19 protein-coding genes are annotated in these 18,198 nt (G+C 68.0%); 14 read left to right on the plus strand and 5 right to left on the minus strand.

The annotated features are described in order from the left end of the window. Positions 1-4 precede the first annotated feature (4 nt). The 4 genes from ACZ9J7_RS08215 to ACZ9J7_RS08230 form a co-directional block, all read right to left on the minus strand. Positions 5-982, minus strand: a complete 978-nt coding sequence (locus ACZ9J7_RS08215; RefSeq protein WP_476207363.1) for an IS481 family transposase — start codon at positions 980-982, stop codon at positions 5-7. Between the two features lie 105 nt (positions 983-1,087). Next, positions 1,088-1,840, minus strand: a complete 753-nt coding sequence (locus ACZ9J7_RS08220) for a DUF429 domain-containing protein (protein WP_476208514.1) — start codon at positions 1,838-1,840, stop codon at positions 1,088-1,090. Positions 1,841-1,846: 6 nt separating this feature from the next. Next, positions 1,847-3,190 carry a carboxylesterase family protein gene (locus ACZ9J7_RS08225; RefSeq protein ID WP_476208515.1) on the minus strand — a complete coding sequence of 448 codons (1,344 nt, stop codon included), beginning with the start codon at positions 3,188-3,190 and terminating at the stop codon, positions 1,847-1,849. Positions 3,191-3,324: 134 nt separating this feature from the next. After that, the gene (locus tag ACZ9J7_RS08230) at positions 3,325-3,813 is read right to left on the minus strand and encodes an inorganic diphosphatase (protein WP_214939237.1); all 489 of its coding nucleotides are present in this window, start codon (positions 3,811-3,813) and stop codon (positions 3,325-3,327) included. Positions 3,814-4,029: 216 nt separating this feature from the next. Between ACZ9J7_RS08230 and dacB the strand changes: the two genes are divergently transcribed. Beyond that, positions 4,030-5,466 carry a D-alanyl-D-alanine carboxypeptidase/D-alanyl-D-alanine endopeptidase gene (gene dacB, locus ACZ9J7_RS08235; RefSeq protein WP_476211819.1) on the plus strand — a complete coding sequence of 479 codons (1,437 nt, stop codon included), beginning with the start codon at positions 4,030-4,032 and terminating at the stop codon, positions 5,464-5,466. Between the two features lie 6 nt (positions 5,467-5,472). Here dacB and ACZ9J7_RS08240 read toward each other — a convergent pair whose 3' ends face one another. Continuing rightward, on the minus strand, positions 5,473-5,676 hold the full coding sequence (locus tag ACZ9J7_RS08240; protein ID WP_476208518.1) for a hypothetical protein: 204 nt from the start codon (positions 5,674-5,676) through the stop codon (positions 5,473-5,475). A gap of 249 nt (positions 5,677-5,925) precedes the next feature. On the opposite strand from ACZ9J7_RS08240, the gene ACZ9J7_RS08245 reads away from it, so the two are divergent. The 13 genes from ACZ9J7_RS08245 to ACZ9J7_RS08305 all read left to right on the plus strand — a co-directional run bounded on the left by ACZ9J7_RS08245 (position 5,926) and on the right by ACZ9J7_RS08305 (position 18,179). Then, complete coding sequence (locus tag ACZ9J7_RS08245) at positions 5,926-7,071, plus strand: zinc-dependent metalloprotease (protein WP_476208520.1); 1,146 nt, start codon at positions 5,926-5,928, stop codon at positions 7,069-7,071. A gap of 108 nt (positions 7,072-7,179) precedes the next feature. Beyond that, positions 7,180-8,253, plus strand: a complete 1,074-nt coding sequence (gene tilS / locus ACZ9J7_RS08250) for a tRNA lysidine(34) synthetase TilS (protein ID WP_476211820.1) — start codon at positions 7,180-7,182, stop codon at positions 8,251-8,253. A gap of 30 nt (positions 8,254-8,283) precedes the next feature. Beyond that, positions 8,284-8,835, plus strand: a complete 552-nt coding sequence (hpt, locus tag ACZ9J7_RS08255) for a hypoxanthine phosphoribosyltransferase (RefSeq protein WP_141158593.1) — start codon at positions 8,284-8,286, stop codon at positions 8,833-8,835. A 221-nt stretch (positions 8,836-9,056) separates the two neighbouring features. Beyond that, positions 9,057-11,120, plus strand: coding sequence for an ATP-dependent zinc metalloprotease FtsH (gene ftsH / locus ACZ9J7_RS08260; protein ID WP_476208522.1), 2,064 nt, complete (start codon positions 9,057-9,059; stop codon positions 11,118-11,120). Between the two features lie 9 nt (positions 11,121-11,129). Then, on the plus strand, positions 11,130-11,774 hold the full coding sequence (folE, locus tag ACZ9J7_RS08265; protein WP_476208524.1) for a GTP cyclohydrolase I FolE: 645 nt from the start codon (positions 11,130-11,132) through the stop codon (positions 11,772-11,774). Positions 11,775-11,783: 9 nt separating this feature from the next. Next, complete coding sequence (gene folP / locus ACZ9J7_RS08270) at positions 11,784-12,722, plus strand: dihydropteroate synthase (RefSeq protein ID WP_476208526.1); 939 nt, start codon at positions 11,784-11,786, stop codon at positions 12,720-12,722. Between the two features lie 13 nt (positions 12,723-12,735). Then, positions 12,736-13,122 carry a dihydroneopterin aldolase gene (gene folB / locus ACZ9J7_RS08275; RefSeq protein WP_476208527.1) on the plus strand — a complete coding sequence of 129 codons (387 nt, stop codon included), beginning with the start codon at positions 12,736-12,738 and terminating at the stop codon, positions 13,120-13,122. Further along, positions 13,119-13,664, plus strand: a complete 546-nt coding sequence (gene folK / locus ACZ9J7_RS08280; RefSeq protein WP_476208529.1) for a 2-amino-4-hydroxy-6-hydroxymethyldihydropteridine diphosphokinase — start codon at positions 13,119-13,121, stop codon at positions 13,662-13,664. Before folB ends, folK begins: the two co-directional genes overlap by 4 nt. Further along, positions 13,661-14,209 (plus strand): DUF3180 domain-containing protein, encoded by a 549-nt coding sequence (locus ACZ9J7_RS08285; protein WP_476208531.1) that lies wholly within the window; start codon positions 13,661-13,663, stop codon positions 14,207-14,209. Before folK ends, ACZ9J7_RS08285 begins: the two co-directional genes overlap by 4 nt. Continuing rightward, positions 14,190-14,702, plus strand: a complete 513-nt coding sequence (locus ACZ9J7_RS08290; protein ID WP_476208533.1) for a PH domain-containing protein — start codon at positions 14,190-14,192, stop codon at positions 14,700-14,702. The genes ACZ9J7_RS08285 and ACZ9J7_RS08290 overlap by 20 nt, the downstream gene beginning before the upstream one ends. Continuing rightward, positions 14,699-16,369, plus strand: coding sequence for a PH domain-containing protein (locus ACZ9J7_RS08295; protein WP_476208535.1), 1,671 nt, complete (start codon positions 14,699-14,701; stop codon positions 16,367-16,369). The genes ACZ9J7_RS08290 and ACZ9J7_RS08295 overlap by 4 nt, the downstream gene beginning before the upstream one ends. Continuing rightward, positions 16,362-17,255, plus strand: coding sequence for a Rossmann-like and DUF2520 domain-containing protein (locus tag ACZ9J7_RS08300; RefSeq protein WP_476208537.1), 894 nt, complete (start codon positions 16,362-16,364; stop codon positions 17,253-17,255). The genes ACZ9J7_RS08295 and ACZ9J7_RS08300 overlap by 8 nt, the downstream gene beginning before the upstream one ends. Beyond that, complete coding sequence (locus ACZ9J7_RS08305) at positions 17,256-18,179, plus strand: 4-phosphopantoate--beta-alanine ligase (RefSeq protein ID WP_476208539.1); 924 nt, start codon at positions 17,256-17,258, stop codon at positions 18,177-18,179. It abuts the gene before it with no gap. The last annotated feature ends 19 nt before the right edge of the window (positions 18,180-18,198 follow it).

An 18,198-nucleotide genomic window follows, 5' to 3' on the forward strand; every position in this document is an offset into this window, starting at 1 on the left:
CGCCCTAGGTGTAATTCCCACTGAGGTTGTGAACGCGGCTGATGGGGGTTTTGCCTCCGATGCCGGTATGGGTTCTGTGGTGATTGTAGTGGTGGAGCCACTGGTCGTAGGTGGCGGCGCGTTCGGCTTCTGAAGTGTAGGGCCGGGCGTAGGCCCATTCCGTAGCGAGAGTGCGGTTGAAGCGTTCTACCTTGCCGTTGGTCTGCGGCCGGTAGGGGCGGGTCCGCCGATGCTTGAGGTGTGGGCCCAGGGCTGCTGCGAAGGCCCGGGAGCGGTAGCAGGATCCGTTATCGGTCAGTACGGCTTTGACGGTGATGCCGTGCGCGGCGAAGAACGCCGCCGCGCGGACCCAGAAAGCGGCGGCGGTTTCCTTCTTTTCGTCGCCGAGGATTTCCGAGTACGCGAGCCGTGAGTGGTCATCGACGGCGTGGTGCAGGTACGCGTACCCGGTACCGGCCCTTCGGTTCCTACGGCCCAGCGCCCGGCCCAGGGCGCGGTGCCCGCCGCCATCGGGGATGCGCCCGAGTTTCTTGATGTCCACGTGGACCAGGTCTCCGGCGTTGTTGTGTTCGTAGCGCTGCGGTGCAGGCTTCCGGACGGGCAGCCCGGTGCCTTGGTCCAGGCAGGCCAGCCGGGGCATCCGGTATCGGGCCAGGACCTTGCCTACGGTCGAGCGGGCCACGCCCAGGTGGGCCGCAATCCGGTGCGGTCCCCACTGCCGGGTGAAACGCAGCGCGAGGATCCGCCGTTCGGTGCGTATGGGTGTGCGGTTCGGGCTCCGCCGCGGGCGGGAGGACGCGTCAGCCATGCCGTCCTCACCCCGGGCGACGTACCGGTCCACCCATTTCTTTGCGGTGGCGGGCGAGCACTGGAAACGCTCTGCAGCTCGGCGCAACGTCCAGCCCTGCTCGATGACTAAGCGGGCGAGCTTACCCCTGGCCTTAGGTGTGAGGTCGGCGTTGGCGTGGGTAACGTAGGACACGAGGGCCTCCTGGCGTCGAGATGAGTGTGGTAACCCAAATCGATACCGGAGGCCCTCGCCCTTTACATCACGCCACGCTGTTCACAACGTCCCTGGGAATTACACCTAGAGCGGGAGGTCGTCCAGCGTGCAGGAGGGCAGGTGGATCCAGCCTTCGCTGCGGGCAGCTTCCGCGTGGGCATCATCGGGCAGGATCGTCCGACGGCGGGCTGTGGCCCGGGCGGTCAGCGAGGCGATGACGGCGTCGAACAGGTCGTCCGAAGCGGTAATCCGGTCCCGGTGCGCGCCGAGGTCCAGCCACGGGGCCTGCTCCTCGAGGGCCGCCAGCAGGAGGCCCAGGCGTTCGGCTTCGGGGATGCCGCGGCCCTTGTAACCCCGGCCGTTGAGGCCCCAGATCTTCAGTGATGCCGCCGGGTACACCTCGGCAAGCCGGCCCGAGCCGTCCCGGAGCTGAGGCCCGTACACCGCCGCGATCTTTGCCTGGATCACCGCGCAGCGCATGGCAGGGTGCGCCAGCCGGTCCGCGGAAACGCTCAGCGGAATCAGGCCGGTCCGGGCGGTGCAGAACCGGTCCGTGTCCCGGTACGCAAGAAGCCGCCGGCCCGCGATGCCGTCATGTTCCAGGACGGGCGCGGCGTCGAAGTTGAGGTGGCCGGTGAGGAACGGGATCAAGGCGTCCGGCCAGCCCACGGGGCAGTCGACGCCGGTCATGTCGCAGCTGCCGAACAGCTCCACGATCTCCTCGTCGTCCACGTCCAGGGCCAGGTGGGCCAGCCGGGCCCGGTCTTCGGTCCAGTCGATGACGGCCACGGCAGTCTTCTTGGTGGCCGCCGCCAGGTCCACGCCAAGGGTCCTCATGGGCTGTCAGATCCGCCGGTAGTGCAGGGCGCCGTCCACTGCGCCGGCCTCGCCCAGGTCATCACCACGGGCAAAACCGGCCCACAATGACCTCACCGCCCTGCCGGTCATGTCCACATCCTCCCAGCGGGCGCCGGCGATCAGGCCCACGCCGTCCCACGTCTTGCGGTTTCCCAGCAGCAGCGGCAGGTCGATGGTGTGGGCGGCGCCGAAGATGTTGCCGGGTGCATGCCAGTCCATGACGTACCGGTGCGCCTGTCCACCCGCCTTCGCGTGCCGGCGCGCGAACCTTCGGGTGGCCCGGCCGTACACGGTTTCGGTGACCACCCAGTCGATGGCGCGCACGGCCGCGGAGCCCACCAACGGCACCCGGGCAAGGCGCATCAGGCGCGGGTTGCGTGGCAGGAACAGGCGGGCCTCTTCCGAGGTGTGGCCGATCAGCACCTCGATTGCGGGGGCGTTCCGGTTCCAGGCTGCCTCGATGCCGGGCTCCTCCGGGAGCGGTTCATGGCCGTACTGCGTGCCGAAGGGCATGGCGGCCAGCATGCCGAATTTCCTGGCCACCTGGGTAACTTCTGCTTCACGGGCCACCACGTCCATGGCCGGCGTCTCCCCGGTCACGGAATCCGCGGCGATGCCCATGGCGTGATTCATCTTCGCCCGGCCGCGGGTGATGCCCAGCGGTGCGCTCTGGATGATGGCGCGCTGGAAGAGCGTAGGTGCCTGCGGTGTGGCCATCAGGTGGGCGATCGCGTCCCCACCGGCGGACTGGCCGAACGCGGTGACCCGGCCGGGATCGCCCCCGAACGCGGCGATGTTCCGCTGCACCCACCGGAAGGCCTCAAGCTGGTCCAGGAGCCCCAGGTTGCCGGGCCGCCCTGCAGGTGTGGCCAGGAAGCCGAACAGTCCAAGCCGGTATGTCACCGAGACCACGATCACCCGGTCTTCGGCCACCAGCCGTGCAGGGTCGAAGATGGCGAGGTCCCCGGAGCCCGTGGTGTAGGAGCCGCCGTGGATCCAGACCATGACAGGCAGCTTCTCATCCGGTTCCAGACGGACGGGCAGGGTGATGGAAAGGTTCTGGCAGTCCTCGCTGCCCGGAAGCTCGCCGTATTTCGTGCCCAAGACGTCGTCCAGGAACGGGACCGGAGCCTGCGGGCATGCGGGAGCGGGGGACGTGGCGGCATATTCGCTGGTCCAGTCCCGGACCGGTACCGGCGCCTGGAAACGCGGGGCCCGGGCGTAGGGAATGCCGGAGGCACGCACAACGTCGCCGTCACGCCAGCCGCTGACGGGCCCGCACGGGGGATGGAACAGAAGCTGGGACGTCACGGCTGGCTCGGAATTCACAGCCCCACCCTGCCATAACTTCCTGAAACAACGACGGCGGGTGCCCGGCTTCGGAAAGCCGGGCACCCGCCGTCGTACTGGTGGTTGAGCTTGTCAGAACCCCAAGGTTTCAACAAGCTCAACCACCAAGAAAACTAGTGTCCGGTGGGGACGTAGCGCTTGATGGAGGCTTCCAGCTCGGCTTCGGCTGCGGCGCGGTCGCCCCAGCCCTCGGCCTTGACCCACTTGCCCGGCTCCAGGTCCTTGTAGCGGGTGAAGAAGTGCTCGATCTCCTTGATCAGGAACTCGTTGACGTCGCTGACTTCCTGGATGTGGTCAAAGCGGGCGTCCACCGGCACGCATAGGATCTTGGCGTCTCCGCCGCCGTCGTCGGTCATGTTGAACACGCCGATGGGGCGGGATTCGACGATGACGCCCGGGTGCAGGTCGAAGTCCTGCAGGAGCACCAGTGCGTCCAGCGGGTCGCCGTCCTCGCCGAGGGTGTTCTCGAAGTACCCGTAGTGCGTGGGGTACTGCATGGAGGTGAAGAGGACGCGGTCCAGGCGGACGCGGCCGGTCTCGTGGTCAACTTCGTACTTGACGCGTGATCCCCTGGGGATCTCGATGGTCACGTCGTGCTTCATGGGAATGCTCCTCGGCAATTGCAGGGGGTGCGCGGCACACAGGACGGGCCTATCAAAAAGCGTGTCGGTGCCGCCGACTACAATTGAGGATATAGCGAGAGGCCCTGGAATCAGGAACTTGTGGGGAAATTTCAGGACTTGAGGACCGGCACCAGCATGACCACACCACCCGGCGGGGAACGTTTGCGCGACCGGCGTTTCCGACGCTCCGGCAGCATGGCCCGGGAGGCAGGGAAGCCCTGGCACCTGGTCCTGGCCACCCTGGTCCTGCTCGCGCTGGCCCTCCCGGCGGCACTGCTTGTTGCTCCTGGATTCCGCGGACCGGAGGCCCCGGCGCCGGCCATCCCTGCGCCGGCCTGGCAGCAGGCCCCCGCCACACTGTCCGCCCCGCAGGTGCTTGCACCCCTCCAGCCTTCGGCCCCGGTGCCCGCAGCGTCTGCCGTGGCGGCGCAGGTGGAACCGGTACTCACGGCCGACGGCGGCGGTACTTTCACAGGCATGGTGCAGGACGCGCTCACGGGCCAGGTCCTCTTTGACCGGGGTGGCTCGGAAGGCCGGGTTCCGGCGTCGAACCTCAAGCTGCTGACTGCCGTGGCCGCGCTGCGCACCCTGGGACCGGACCACCGGTTCACCACCAAGGTGGTGCATGGCCCTGCTCCCGGCCAGGTGGTCCTGGTGGGCGCCGGAGACGTCCTCCTGGGGGCAGGGGAATCGCAGCCCGGGCAGACACTGGGCCATGCCGGCCTGGCCACGCTTGCCGCCCTCACCATGCAGTCCCTGCAGGCCGCCGGCACCACCGGCGACATCAAGGTGCTGGTGGACGATTCCCTCTTCACCGGCCCTGCACTGAATCCCAACTGGTTGTCCGGCGACGTGGAAGCCGGCGAAATCGCCCCGCTCTACCCGCTGGCGCTCAACTCCGCGCGGTTCGACCCAGCCGTCACCACCGGTCCCCGCCCCCAGGATGCGGCCATGTCCGCAGCGCAGGAATTCGCGGCACGGCTCCAGGCAGCTGGTGCCGGAGCGGGACTGACCGTCGCGGCCGGCGTCGACCGTTCAGCCGGCGCGGCCAAGGCCGGTGCTGCCGTCCTGGCCAGGGTTGACTCGGCCACCGTGGCCGAACAGGTGGACCTGATGCTGCAGGTCTCGGACAACTACCTGGCCGAGACCATGGGCCGGATGGCGGCGGTGGCCACTGGCCGGCCCGGCAGCAACGATGGCGCCACGGCCGCAGTCACCGCCGAACTGGCGGCAGCGGGGGTCACCCCGGACGCCGTGAAGCTGGTGGATGTGTGCGGGCTGGCCATGGGCAACCAGGTCACGGCCCGCCAGTTCACGGACGTGGTGCGCGCCATGACCACCGGCGCTGATACCAGGCTCCGCTCTGCCTTGGACGGTTTCCCGGTGGGCGGACTGTCCGGCACCTTGGACACCCGCTACGGGGACTCCACCACCTCCGGCGGTGCCGGGCTGGTCCGCGCCAAGACCGGGACCTTGAACACCGTGCTGGCGCTCAGCGGCTATGTGGTTGACGCAGACGGACGGCTCCTGGTGTTCTCCTTCATCGGCAACGGACTGACGCCCGGAGCTGCCGGCAACAAGGTGGCATTGGACCGGGCAGCCACCGCACTGGCAGGCTGCGGCTGCCGGTAGGGTTGCCTACTCCGCGCGGCGCTCCGTTGCGGGGACGGTTCCCGGCTGTGCCGCCTCCGCGGCTGACGCGGCGGCGGGCGCCGGAACTGCAGCCATAGCGGACGGTGCGGTGGTGCCAAGCAGTGCGGCCATGACGACGGCGGCCAGCACCGACTTCCAGCCCTTGCGCGGACCGACGGTCAGGGGAGCGATGGGACGGTAGGGGATCATGGTGTCCTCCTTCGGTGGGGATGGCCCGGCGGTGAAGCGCAGGGGCGGCCCTGCCCCGCATAGACGGTGCGGGGCGGCAACGCCCATGCGGGTATGGGCCGCTCCTGCGCGGGCGGGATGTTTCGTGGTTTCCACTGTGCGGGTCCGGACTGGGACAGCGCTTTCGCCTCCCTGTGCAGGGGCTGTGGAAGTTTCGCCGGTCAGCGAACTTAAGGACGATCCCCGGCCTGCTGTGTTCTGATGGGAACCATGGAGTCCACTGCGCGCGAGTCCGCACCGACGTTGTCCCCGGAAGCCCAGTCCAACCAGGCGCAGGCCCTGATCAACTGGGACCTCGCTGCCTCTGCCGCGGCGCGGCTGGCTCCGGCCGGACCCGTGCTCGACGGAAAAGCCATCGGCGAGGCGGTGGACAGCCTGCGCCGGCTCGCTGACGCATCCGTTCCCCATGTCCACGAAATCACCGGGCTGGAAGCGGCCCGGGATCTTCGCGATTCCTCCGTGCTGGTGGTGGACCGGGCATCCTGGGCCAAGGCCAACACCCAAAGCTTTGCAGTAATGCTCAAGCCTGCCATGCAGAAGATGCTGGACACCCGCCGCGGAAACCTCAGCCCCGCGGCCGCCCAGGTCAGCGGCGCCATCACCGGCAGCCAGCTGGGCGCCGTCCTCGCCTTCCTGTCGAGCAAGGTCCTGGGCCAGTACGATCCCTTTGCAGCCCTTGCGGAGAACTCCACCGCCCCTGCCGCAGGCCGGCTCCTGCTGGTGGCACCAAACATCATCTCGGTGGAGCGCGAACTCAACGTCGCCCCGGAGGACTTCCGGCTCTGGGTGTGCCTGCACGAGCAGACGCACCGGGTGCAGTTCGCGGCGGCACCGTGGCTGCGCCACCACATGCTGGAGCAAATCGACGAACTCAGCGGGCACCTCCTGGGCAACGTCGACTCCCTGATGGAGCGTGCCTCAGCTGCCGCGCGTTCACTGAAGGACCGTTCCGCCAGTGGTAACGCGCCGGGCCGCGGCGCCATCCTGGACCTGCTGCAGGATCCCGAGGAAAAGGCCGCCATCTCGCACCTCACCGCTGTGATGAGCCTGCTCGAGGGGCACGCGAATGTGGTGATGGATGCCGTGGACGCCAGCATCGTGCCTTCCGTGAAGACCATTCGGCAGCGTTTCAACGACCGCGGCAAGGACCGCGGCGTGATCGAGAAGTTCATCCGCAGCCTCCTGGGCCTGGACGCCAAGATGCGCCAGTACTCGGACGGCGCCCGCTTTGTCCGCGCCGTGGTGGACGTGGCCGGCATGGAGGGCTTCAACAAGGTGTGGGACTCGGTGGACCACCTTCCCACCGAGCCCGAAATCCACGATGCCAAGCTGTGGCTCGACCGGATGGGCCTCTAGTTGCCGTCAGAGGTACCGGTGGGCGCCCCGGCGGCTGAAGCACGGGGTGCCCGGAGCGGCCGACGACGGCCCGGCAGGTTGTCGCCCGTCGTTGGCACTGCGCGCAAACTGCTGCAGAACGCCTTGGCCGGCGCCGGCTATCCCCGCCACGTGCTCGTAGCCTGCAGCGGCGGACCGGACTCGTTGGCGCTCGCCGCCGTCGCCGCCTACTTCGCACGCCGTGGCCACGTGGACGGCCACCCGCTGACCGTCGGCGCCGTGGTGGTGGACCACCAGCTGCAGGAGGGGTCCGGGGATGTCGCCGCCCGCACGGCTGAAGCCTTGCAGGACCTGGGCCTGCAGCCGGTGGAAATCCGTACCGTCACGGTGGCCGGCGCCGGAATGGGCCCCGAGGCCGCCGCCCGCGAAGCCCGGCACGCCGCGTTGGAGGCTGCAGCCACAGATCAGGGCGCGCAGGCAGTGCTGCTGGGCCACACCCTGGACGACCAGGCGGAGCAAGTACTGCTGGGCCTGGCCCGCGGCTCCGGCACGCGGTCCCTGGCCGGTATGCGGCCGGCCCGTCCTGGAACCGGAAATGCCGTCCTCCTGCGCCCCTTCCTGGAGCTCCGGCGGGCGGACACGGAAGAAATCTGCGCCGTGGAGGAGCTGGATCCCTGGCACGATCCCACCAACTCCGACCCCGCCTTCGCCCGGTCGCGGACCCGGGTGGAAGTCCTCCCGCACCTCGAGGAAAAACTGGGTCCCGGCGTCGCCGAATCATTGGCCCGGACCGCTGCCATCCTCCAGCTGGACGCCGACTACCTCGAGGATGTGGCGGAAAGCACGTACGCCTCCCTGGTGGAGCGGGAAGGCAGGGACCTGAGCCTGCCGGAGGAGGAGCTGCGCGCGCTGGCGCCTGCCATCAGGTTCCGCGTCATCGCCAAGGCAGCGGCCGACGCCGGCGGCCAGCAGCCCAGCTACCGGCGCCTTTTGGCGGCGGAGGCACTGCTGCGGCGGCAAGGTTCAGCCGGTCCCGTGGAGCTTCCCGGCGGAGTGGCGGTGTACCGGTTGTCGCTCGCGCAGCTGGAGGAATCGAAGGACACTGCCGCTGCAGGGGCCCGGGGCGGCGCCGGTTCCGTTCCCCGCGAACCCGCGCGCTGTGGGAAGCTAGTATTCCGGCCTCAAAAACCGCCCGCAAAATAGTCGCACCCCGCATCTAAACAGGAGCCATTGGTGGATTCAAACGACGTCCAGGCAGATCTCAAGCACGTTCTCTACACCAAGGAACAGATCCAGCAGCGGATCACCGAACTCGCCGCGCAGATCGACAAGGACTACGAGGGACGCGAAATCCTCATCGTTGGCGTCCTCAAGGGTGCCGTGATGGTCATGGCTGACCTGGCCCGGGCGCTGCACAGCCACATCTCCATGGACTGGATGGCCGTGTCCTCCTACGGCTCCGGCACCCAGTCCTCCGGCGTGGTGCGGATCCTCAAGGACCTGGACACCGACCTGATGGGCAAGGACGTGCTGATCGTCGAGGACATCATCGACTCAGGCCTGACCCTGTCCTGGCTCAAGACCAATCTGGAATCCCGCGGGACCGCCTCAGTGGAAATCTGCACGGCCTTCCGCAAGCCCACCGCCGCCAAGGTGCAGATCGACGTCAAGTACGTCGGCTACGACATCCCCAATGAATTCGTGGTGGGCTACGGCCTGGACTACGCCGAGAAGTACCGCAACCTGGACTTCGTAGGCACCCTGGCCCCGCACGTCTACGAGTAGGCGCCGGCCGCGGAAAGCCCCGGCCCGCACCGCCCGGCGCACCCCCTTCCGTGCGCCCGGCGGCAAAGGGGCCGGGCCGTACGCCCACAGGGAACTTTTGCTTTTCGCTATGCGTGATTTACTCCGGACGGTGTATAGCTAGAAGCTGACGCAGCACCATCACGCGCGCAGACTACTCGCCGTGAAGCACTACCGGAAGGGACGGGGCCAGCCCCGAACAGATGAAAGCTAAGAACTTCTTCAAAGGCCCGGGCATCTGGATCGTCGTTGTGGTCGGTCTGCTCCTCGTGGCTTTTGCAACGCTCGCCCCCGGCGGTGCGGCCCGGATCGACACGGACAAGGGCCTGGAACTGCTCTCCAGCAACAAGGTGGAGCAGGCCAAGATCTTTGACGGCGAGAACCGCGTTGACCTCACGCTGAAGGACAACCTGCAGGTCAACGGGCAGGACAAAGGCAAGAGCGTCCAGTTCTTCTTCGTGGATGCCCGCGCACAGGACGTGGTGAAGGCTGTCACCGACGCCAAGCCGGCCCAAGGCTTCACGGACCAGCCGATTGAAAGCAACTGGTTCTCAGGCCTGCTTTCCCTCCTGATCCCCGTGATCCTGCTGGGCGCACTCTTCTGGTTCCTGATGACCCGCATGCAGGGCGGCGGCTCCAAGATCATGCAGTTCGGCAAGTCCAAGGCCAAGATGGTTAGCAAGGACATGCCGCAGGTGACCTTCGCCGACGTCGCAGGCTCGGACGAAGCTGTGGAGGAACTGCAGGAAATCAAGGAATTCCTGCAGGAACCGGCCAAGTTCCAGGCAGTCGGCGCCAAGATCCCCAAGGGTGTCCTGCTCTACGGCCCCCCGGGCACCGGTAAGACCCTGCTGGCCCGCGCAGTTGCGGGCGAGGCAGGGGTTCCCTTCTTCTCCATCTCGGGCTCCGACTTCGTGGAAATGTTCGTCGGCGTCGGCGCCTCCCGCGTCCGCGACCTCTTCGAACAGGCCAAGGCCAACTCGCCGGCCATCATCTTCGTGGATGAGATTGACGCCGTCGGCCGCCACCGCGGTGCCGGCATCGGCGGCGGCAACGACGAACGTGAGCAGACCCTCAACCAGCTGCTCGTGGAGATGGACGGCTTCGACGTCAAGACCAACGTGATCCTCATCGCCGCCACCAACCGGCCCGACGTCCTGGACCCGGCCCTGCTGCGCCCCGGCCGCTTCGACCGCCAGATTGGTGTGGACGCGCCCGACATGATTGGTCGCGACCAGATCCTGCAGGTCCACGCCAAGGGCAAGCCGATGGCCCCCGGCGTCGACCTGAAGGCCGTTGCCAAGAAGACGCCTGGCTACACCGGTGCGGACCTGGCCAACGTCCTGAACGAGGCCGCGCTGCTCACGGCCCGCTCCAACGCCAACCTGATTGACGACCGTGCCCTCGACGAGGCCATTGACCGCGTTATGGCCGGCCCGCAGAAGCGCAGCCGCGTCATGAAGGAACACGAGCGCAAGATCACCGCCTACCACGAAGGCGGCCACGCCCTGGTGGCGGCTGCCCTGCGGAACTCGGCGCCGGTCACCAAGATCACCATCCTTCCCCGCGGCCGGGCCCTGGGGTACACCATGGTGGTTCCGGAGAACGACAAGTACTCCGTGACCCGCAACGAACTCCTCGACCAGATGGCTTACGCCATGGGCGGCCGGGTGGCGGAGGAAATCGTGTTCCACGATCCCTCCACCGGCGCCTCCAACGACATCGAAAAGGCAACCGGCACCGCACGCAAGATGGTCACCGAATACGGCATGAGCGAACGCGTCGGCGCCGTGCGCCTGGGCCAGGGCGGGGGTGAGCCCTTCCTGGGCCGCGACGCCGGGCACGAGCGCAACTACTCGGACCAGATTGCCTATGTCGTGGATGAGGAAGTCCGCCGCCTGATCGAGCAGGCGCATGACGAGGCTTACGAAATCCTCACCGAAAACCGGGACATCCTGGATATCCTGGCCTTGGAACTGCTGGAGCGGGAAACCCTCAACCAGGCCGAGATTGCCGACATTTTCCGTGACGTGCGCAAGCGTGACTTCCGCGAGGTGTGGCTGTCCAAGGAGACCCGTGCCGTGCAGCTCACCGGGCCGGTGGAGAGCCGCCGGGAGCGGGCAGAGCGCGAAGCACAGGAGGAAGCCAAGAAGGCCCGGCTGGACGAGCCGCTGGACGCCCAGCCCCCGCATTCGCAGGGCGTTCCGGAAGACGCTCCGTTTCATGGAGGCACCCCCGACTCGGGGCCTGACACCCTTCGCGGCTAAGCTTTCCCTGTGACTTCCTTCGACGACGACGACGTTTCCGCCTCCGCCGCCTACCCGGCGGAGGCCGGTTCCCACCACTCCAAGAGCGAAAAGGTGGACCGGCCACGGATTGAGGCGGCCGTCCGTGAGATCCTCCTTGCCATCGGCGAGGACCCGGACCGCGGCGGCCTCGTGGACACCCCCAAACGGGTTGCAAAGGCCTATGCGGAGGTGTTCGCCGGGCTGCACCATGATCCGGCGGACGTCTTGTCCACCACCTTCGACCTGGACCATGAGGAACTGGTCCTGGTGAAGGACATTCCGTTCTATTCCACGTGCGAGCACCACCTGGTGCCGTTCCACGGGGTGGCCCACGTCGGGTACATTCCCTCGCATGACGGCAAGGTGACCGGGCTGAGCAAGCTGGCCCGGCTAGTGGACATCTACGCCCGCCGCCCCCAGGTGCAGGAACGGCTGACCACCGAAATCGTCGAGGCGCTGGTGCAGCACCTCAGACCCCGCGGTGCCATCGTCGTTGTCGAATGCGAGCACATGTGCATGTCCATGCGCGGCATCCGCAAGCCCGGAGCGAAGACCGTCACCAGTGCGGTCCGCGGGCAGCTTCATGACCCGGCCACCCGTGCCGAAGCCATGAGCCTCATCCTCGGAAGGTAACCACAGACCATGGATACACTCGCTGCAGCCCCCGGAACGGGGCCCGCAACATCCCCGCTGCCCATCCTGCGCAAGCCGCGGCCGGCCGCGCGCTTCGAAGACCTGCCCACCGGCCGCACCCTGGTCATGGGCATCCTGAACGTCACCCCGGACTCCTTCAGCGACGGCGGCAAGCACGCGACGGCGGACACCGCCATCGCGGCCGGCCTGCGGATGTTCTACGCCGGCGCTGACATTATCGACGTCGGGGGCGAGTCCACCCGGCCCGGCGCCGACGACGTGACCCCGGATGAAGAGCAGCGCCGCGTGCTGCCTGTGATCGAAGCGTTGGTGAAGGCCGGCGCCCTGGTCAGCATCGACACCACGCACGCCTCCACGGCAGCCGCTGCCCTCAAGGCCGGTGCCGCGATCATCAACGACGTCTCCGGACTGACCATCGAACCCGAGATGGTGGAGCTTGTGGCAGCCTCAAAGGCGCCCTACGTCCTCACCCACCGCCGGGGCGACGCCCGGACCATGAACTCGCTCGCCGAATACACGCACGTCGCAGGGGAAGTAGTGGCGGAGTTGGCCGGGTTGCGGGACAAGCTTTACGCCGCAGGCGTCAGCCAGGAACAGATCATCATCGATCCGGGCCTGGGGTTCGCCAAGAACGACGCCCAGAACTGGGAACTGCTGCAAAACCTGGACCAGCTGGACAGCCTGGGGCACAGGGTCCTGGTGGCCGCCTCCCGCAAGCGTTTCCTCGGCACCCTCCTGACCGTCGCCGGAAAGTCCGCCGCTCCGGACGAGCGGGACGCTGCCACGGCCGCGATCACGGCGATCAGCGCCAGCCGCGGGGCATGGGCCGTGCGTGTACACGATGTCGGCTCCAGCCTTGACGCGGTCAAGGTGGCGGCGCGCATGGCGGCGGCACCCTCGACACAAGCCGTACCTAAAACGCAATAGGGCCGGGGGACCCATGGACAGGATTACGCTGACCGGAGTGACGGCCGTCGGCCACCACGGTGTCTTCGATTTCGAACGCCGGGAGGGCCAGCCCTTTGTTGTGGACGCCGTGCTCTACCTGGACTTCACCGGTGCCGCGCAGTCCGACGACGTCCGGGACACCGCCCACTACGGCGAGGTGGCGCAGCGTATTACCGACTGGATCACCGGGGAGCCCCTGAACCTCATTGAGGCACTCGCGGTGCGGATCGCCGACAGCCTCCTGTCCGAATTCGCGCTTCAAGCCGTGGACATCACGGTCCACAAACCGCAGGCCCCCATTGAGGTTCCCTTCGGGGACGTGGCAGTGACGGTCCACCGGGCTCGCGCCGCCGCTCCGCCGGCCAGGGCACAAGCATGAACGGGATCTACACCAAGGCTGTGCTGGCCCTGGGAAGCAACCTTGGGGAACGGAATGAGACCCTCACCGAGGCCGTGGCGGACCTGGTGGATCCGCCGGAGGTCCGGCTCCTCGCCGTCTCGCCCACCGTCCAGACCAAGGCGGTGGGCGGACCTTCCGGCCAGCCGGACTTCCTGAACATGGTCATCACCGTGGAAACCATCCTCACCCCTGCGGAACTGCTGGAACACTGCCAGGCCGTGGAGAACAAGCACCTCCGGGTCCGCGAGGTCCACTGGGGACCGCGGACGCTCGACGTCGACATCATCACCTACGGCGAGCTCCGCAGCGACGATCCCGTCCTGACCATCCCGCACCCCCGCGCAGCATCACGCGCTTTCGTCCTCTATCCGTGGTCCCTCATCGAACCCGGCGCCACGTTGAACGGCGAACGGATCAGCACCTTGGCAGTCCAGGCCGACGACTTCAAGGATCTTGCCCCGTTCGACGGTTTTGGGGACTTTGACGGCCTGCCCACGGCGGGAGCTGTGGACGAGCGATGAAGCCCATCAACCCGCTGCGTTTGCTGCTGATCTGCGTCATTCTTGCCATCGCGGGCTGGTCGGCCACGGTTGTCACCAGCCGGTTCAGCATGGCCACCCCTGTCCTGCCCTCCACCGCCCTTGCCACGATGGGCGTCATCGTCGTCATTACCCTGATCCTGGGGATCCGGATCCTGAGGTGGCGGAACAGCCACCAGCCCAACAGCAAGGCGAAGAAGACGCAGCTTGACCCCCTGCTGGCCGCCCGGACCCTGGTCCTGGCGCAGGCGTGTGCGTACGCCGGGACGGTGCTGCTGGGCTGGCACGCAGGCATTTTCCTTGACCAGCTGCGGATCTGGAGCCTGCGCAGCGACCAAGGCATCACTTGGCTTGCCCTTGCCATGGCCGGCGGCGGCCTGGTGATGATCGTGGTGGGACTCCTCGTCGAGCGGTTCTGCAGGATTCCCCCGGAGGACGGCGAAACCCCCGGTACCGACGGGAAGAAGGGCCGCGCCGCCCGCGGTGAGGCCGCCGGGGAAGGCGAGTATGCGTACCGAGGCGATTGACCCGCCCGGTATTGCCTGGCAGCGGGTTTCCCCTAAGTACGTGACGGTCCGGCTGGTGGAGTGGGCGCTGGCCAACGTCCTTACGGTGCTGGTCCTGTCCGCGCCGCTGGTGTTAGTTCTCCTGGGATGGTGGCGGTGGCCGCCGCTGTGGCTGGCCGTCACCGTTCCGGCCGTTACCCTGCTGGTCGCCCTGTTGCGTCTGGTTCTCATCCCACGGCAGGTCCGGGCCATTGGCTACGCCGAGCGCGACGAGGACCTCCTCGTCAGGAGCGGCATTTTCTTCCAGCGCATCATGGCCGTCCCCTACGGCCGCATGCAGTATGTGGACATCGCGGTGGGGCCGGTGGAGCGCGGGCTGGGCCTGTGCACCGTGAAGCTCCATACGGCATCCCCTGGCACCAACGCGCGCATTCCCGGCCTCCCGGCAGCGGAAGGGGCGCGGCTCCGCGAGCAGCTGGCCGCGCGCGGCGAAGCCAGGCTGGCAGGACTGTGACCACTGACGGCCCGTTGCCCGGAGCGGCTCCGCTCCCACCTGCCGCTACACCGGAAAGCCACGGAACGTCCGACGGCGAGTGGCTGCGCGTGCATCCTGCCTCGCCGTTCGTCCGCGGCTGGGTTGCGCTGGCCGCCATCACGTTCTTCTTTGGCCGCGACCTCTTTGAGCGGACGCTCCAGGGCCAACCAGTGTTCGAGGACGGGTTTGCCCGCCGTGCGCCGTGGCTCCTCGGCGGCGGTGCCGCGGTACTGGCTGTGGCAGTCCTGGGGTTCGTCCTGACCTGGTACTTCACCAAGTACCAGGTCTCCGGCGGCTATGTCCGGGTCAACACCGGCCTCCTCTTCCGCCAGCACCGGCAGGCACGCCTGGACCGGGTGCAGGCCATTGACATCGTGCAGCCGCTGCTGGCCCGCATCTTTGGGCTGGCCGAACTCAAGTTCGAGGTTGCCGACGCCGGCGAATCAGCGGTGCGGCTTGCCTATTTGCGGATCGACGACGCCCGCCAGTTGCGCGCCACCATTCTTGCCCGGGCCTCCGGGGCTGAAACAAATTTCGGTGCGGGTCCGGCCGCCGGATTCGACGCCGCGGGGCCTCCAGGTCCCGGCAGCCCGTCGGCGGCGTCCTTCGGGCCGCCCGCACCCGAGGCACCGGAACTCCAGGTACTTCGCGTGCCGCCGTCGCGCCTTATCGGATCGCTCCTGCTGAGCGAGCAAAGTTTCTTCATTGTGGTGGGCGGTTTCGCTTCCGTGGTCCTGTCCGCGCTGACGGACAACCGCGCTTTCTACTTCTACCTGGTACCCGCAGCGCTGGGCCTTGCCGCCAGCTACTGGAACTTCTTCAACAAGGGCTACAACTTCACCGCCGCCGTCTCACCGGACGGCATCCGGCTGCGGTATGGGCTGCTGGACACCCAGGCGCAGACACTTCCGCCGGGCCGGATCCAGGCAGTGAAGATCGCCCAGCCGCCACTGTGGCGTCCCTTCGGCTGGTACCGGATCCAGGTGAACGCCGCCGGCTACGGGACGTCCGGCAACGCCGCGGAAGGGAACACCCGGACCATCCTCCTGCCGGTCGGGAAGTTCGCGGACGTCATGGCCATGCTCTCGCTGGTCCTGCCAGACCCGGGAACCGAACGGCCTGCTGAGGTGTTTGCCGCCGGACTCGGTGGCAAGGATTCCGGCGGCGGCTTCACCACCACGCCGCGGCGGGCCTGGCTGCTGGCGCCCCTGGCATGGCGCCGGAACGGATTTGCCGCCACGGACACAGCACTGCTGATTCGTTCCGGGCGCTGGTGGCGGGACCTGGTGCTGGTGCCACACCAACGCACGCAGTCACTGGCGATCCAGCAGGGGCCGGTGGCGCGGCGGTTCCGGGTGGCCGACCTGGTCCTGCACACGACGGCCGGTCCCGTGGCCCCGAGGCTGAGCCAGGCGGGACTGGACGAGGCCCGGCAGCTCTTCGATGACCAATCCGCGCGGGCCCGGCTGGCCAGGAAGCGGCAAACCACCGAACAATGGTTGCGGCAGGTTGCTCCGACAGTGGAACCTGCGGCCGTGCCGGGCACACCGGTTCCCGGAGCGCCGCATTCCGGGACGCCGCATTCCGGGACGCCAGCCAGTGAAGCCCGCACCCACTACCAACAGGAAGGCCAGCAGCATGGCTAAGCCCGGACGCCTCGGCGTCGGAATCATCGGTGCCGGCAAGGTGGGCGCCGTGCTCGGTGCGGCCCTGCGCGCCGCCGAACACGCCGTCGTCGGAGTCTCGGCCGTGTCCGACGCCAGCCGGGACCGGGCCGAGGCGCTGCTCCCCGGAGTGCCCGTCCTGGAAGTGCAGGACATCGTGGAGCGTGCCGAACTGGTGCTGCTGGCGGTGCCCGACGACGCCCTGCCGAACTTGGTGGAGGGGCTGGCGAAGCTTGGCGCCTGGCAGCCGGGACAGCTCGTGGCCCATACCTCGGGCCGGTTCGGCGTGGGCGTACTGCATCCGGTCCGTGCCGCCGGCGCCGTGCCACTGGCGCTGCACCCGGCCATGACGTTCACGGGCATGAGCCTTGACCTCACCCGGCTGCTTGACTGCACCTTCGGCGTGACGGCCGATGCCGCCATGCTCCCCATCGCACAGGCGCTGGTGGTGGAGATGGGGGCGGAGCCCGTGGCCATTGCCGAGGCGGACCGGACGCTCTACCACGCGGCCCTGGCCCATGGTTCCAACCACCTGGTCACCTTGGTGGCACAGGCGTCGCAGCTCCTGCGCGAGGTGGGAGTGGAATCGCCCGAGCGGATGCTGGGGCCGCTGCTGCGCGCCACCCTGGAAAACGCGCTGGCCTCGGGGGAGTCTGCGCTGACCGGGCCGGTGGCCCGCGGTGACGTGGGCACCGTGCGTGCGCACGCTGAGGCGTTGCGGGAGTTCGACGGCGGCGGGCACGGGGACGTGCTTGAGGCCTACCTTGCGATGGCCCGCGCCACTGCCCTGCGTGCTGAAGGGCGCGGCCTGCTGAAACCCGAGCAGCTGAAGGGGCTGCGCGAGGCCCTCGATCCGAAGGAAGACTGAATGCCCATTCAACTCGTCACCACCGTGGCCGGCCTGAAGGCCGAAAGCGCCCGTTTGCTCGGTGCGAAACAGGGTGTTTCCCAGGGGCTTGTGCCCACCATGGGCGCCCTCCACGAAGGCCATGCAACTCTGGCGCGCACCGCCGTCGAGCAGAACGATGTGGTGGTGGCCAGCATCTTCGTCAACCCCCTGCAGTTCGGCGATGCCATTGACCTGGACCGCTACCCGCGGACACTCGACGCGGACCTCGCCCTGCTCGAGGAGCAGGGCGTTGACCTCGCGTTCGCGCCCTCCGTGGAGGAGGTCTACCCCGGCGGCGAACCCCTGGTGCGGATCACTTCGGGCCGCCTGGGGGATAAGTGGGAGGGCGCTTCGCGGCCCGGCCACTTTGACGGTGCCCTGACCGTCGTGGCCAAACTGCTGCACTACGGCATGCCGGCGGCAGGTCTCCCGTCTGGCTCCGCAGGTTCTGCCGGGGGCAGCCTGCCGGCATACCGTGCCTACTTCGGGCAAAAGGACGCCCAGCAGCTGGCCCTGGTCCGGCGGATGGTTGCCGACCTGGATTTCCCGGTGGAGATCGTGGGCGTGCCAACGGTCCGCGCGGAGGACGGCCTGGCGCTGTCCAGCCGGAACCAGTTCCTGTCCGAGGCCGAGCGGGACGCCGCGCTGGTCCTGTCCAGGGCGTTGCGGCTGCTGGAAGAGCGGGCCAACGCCCACGAACCGCTGGGCCTTGATTCCGCGCTGGCGATGGTGGAATCCCAGCCTTTGGTGGAACTGGACTATTTCGATGTGGTGGACCCGGCCACGCTAGAACCGCTGGCCGAGAACTGCCGGGAAACACCCTTCCGCGGCGAGGGCCTGGCGCTCATCGCGGCCAAGGTGGGGCCAGTCCGCCTGATCGACAACGTGCCGCTCAGTTCATAGGTACCGGGAACATAGGTTC

This window comes from Pseudarthrobacter sp. TE9888 (genome assembly GCF_056279345.1).

Bases quoted from the DNA above. Each gene is read 5' to 3' on its own strand.
- ACZ9J7_RS08220 (WP_476208514.1), bottom strand. From the start codon at position 1,840: ATGAGGACCCTTGGCGTGGACCTGGCGGCGGCCACCAAGAAGACTGCC.
- ACZ9J7_RS08230 (WP_214939237.1), bottom strand. From the start codon at position 3,813: ATGAAGCACGACGTGACCATCGAGATCCCCAGGGGATCACGCGTCAAG.
- dacB (WP_476211819.1), top strand. From the start codon at position 4,030: ATGGCCCGGGAGGCAGGGAAGCCCTGGCACCTGGTCCTGGCCACCCTG.
- ACZ9J7_RS08240 (WP_476208518.1), bottom strand. From the start codon at position 5,676: ATGATCCCCTACCGTCCCATCGCTCCCCTGACCGTCGGTCCGCGCAAG.
- ACZ9J7_RS08245 (WP_476208520.1), top strand. From the start codon at position 5,926: ATGGAGTCCACTGCGCGCGAGTCCGCACCGACGTTGTCCCCGGAAGCC.
- ftsH (WP_476208522.1), top strand. From the start codon at position 9,057: ATGAAAGCTAAGAACTTCTTCAAAGGCCCGGGCATCTGGATCGTCGTT.
- folP (WP_476208526.1), top strand. From the start codon at position 11,784: ATGGATACACTCGCTGCAGCCCCCGGAACGGGGCCCGCAACATCCCCG.
- folB (WP_476208527.1), top strand. From the start codon at position 12,736: ATGGACAGGATTACGCTGACCGGAGTGACGGCCGTCGGCCACCACGGT.
- folK (WP_476208529.1), top strand. From the start codon at position 13,119: ATGAACGGGATCTACACCAAGGCTGTGCTGGCCCTGGGAAGCAACCTT.
- ACZ9J7_RS08285 (WP_476208531.1), top strand. From the start codon at position 13,661: ATGAAGCCCATCAACCCGCTGCGTTTGCTGCTGATCTGCGTCATTCTT.
- ACZ9J7_RS08290 (WP_476208533.1), top strand. From the start codon at position 14,190: ATGCGTACCGAGGCGATTGACCCGCCCGGTATTGCCTGGCAGCGGGTT.
- ACZ9J7_RS08300 (WP_476208537.1), top strand. From the start codon at position 16,362: ATGGCTAAGCCCGGACGCCTCGGCGTCGGAATCATCGGTGCCGGCAAG.
- ACZ9J7_RS08305 (WP_476208539.1), top strand. From the start codon at position 17,256: ATGCCCATTCAACTCGTCACCACCGTGGCCGGCCTGAAGGCCGAAAGC.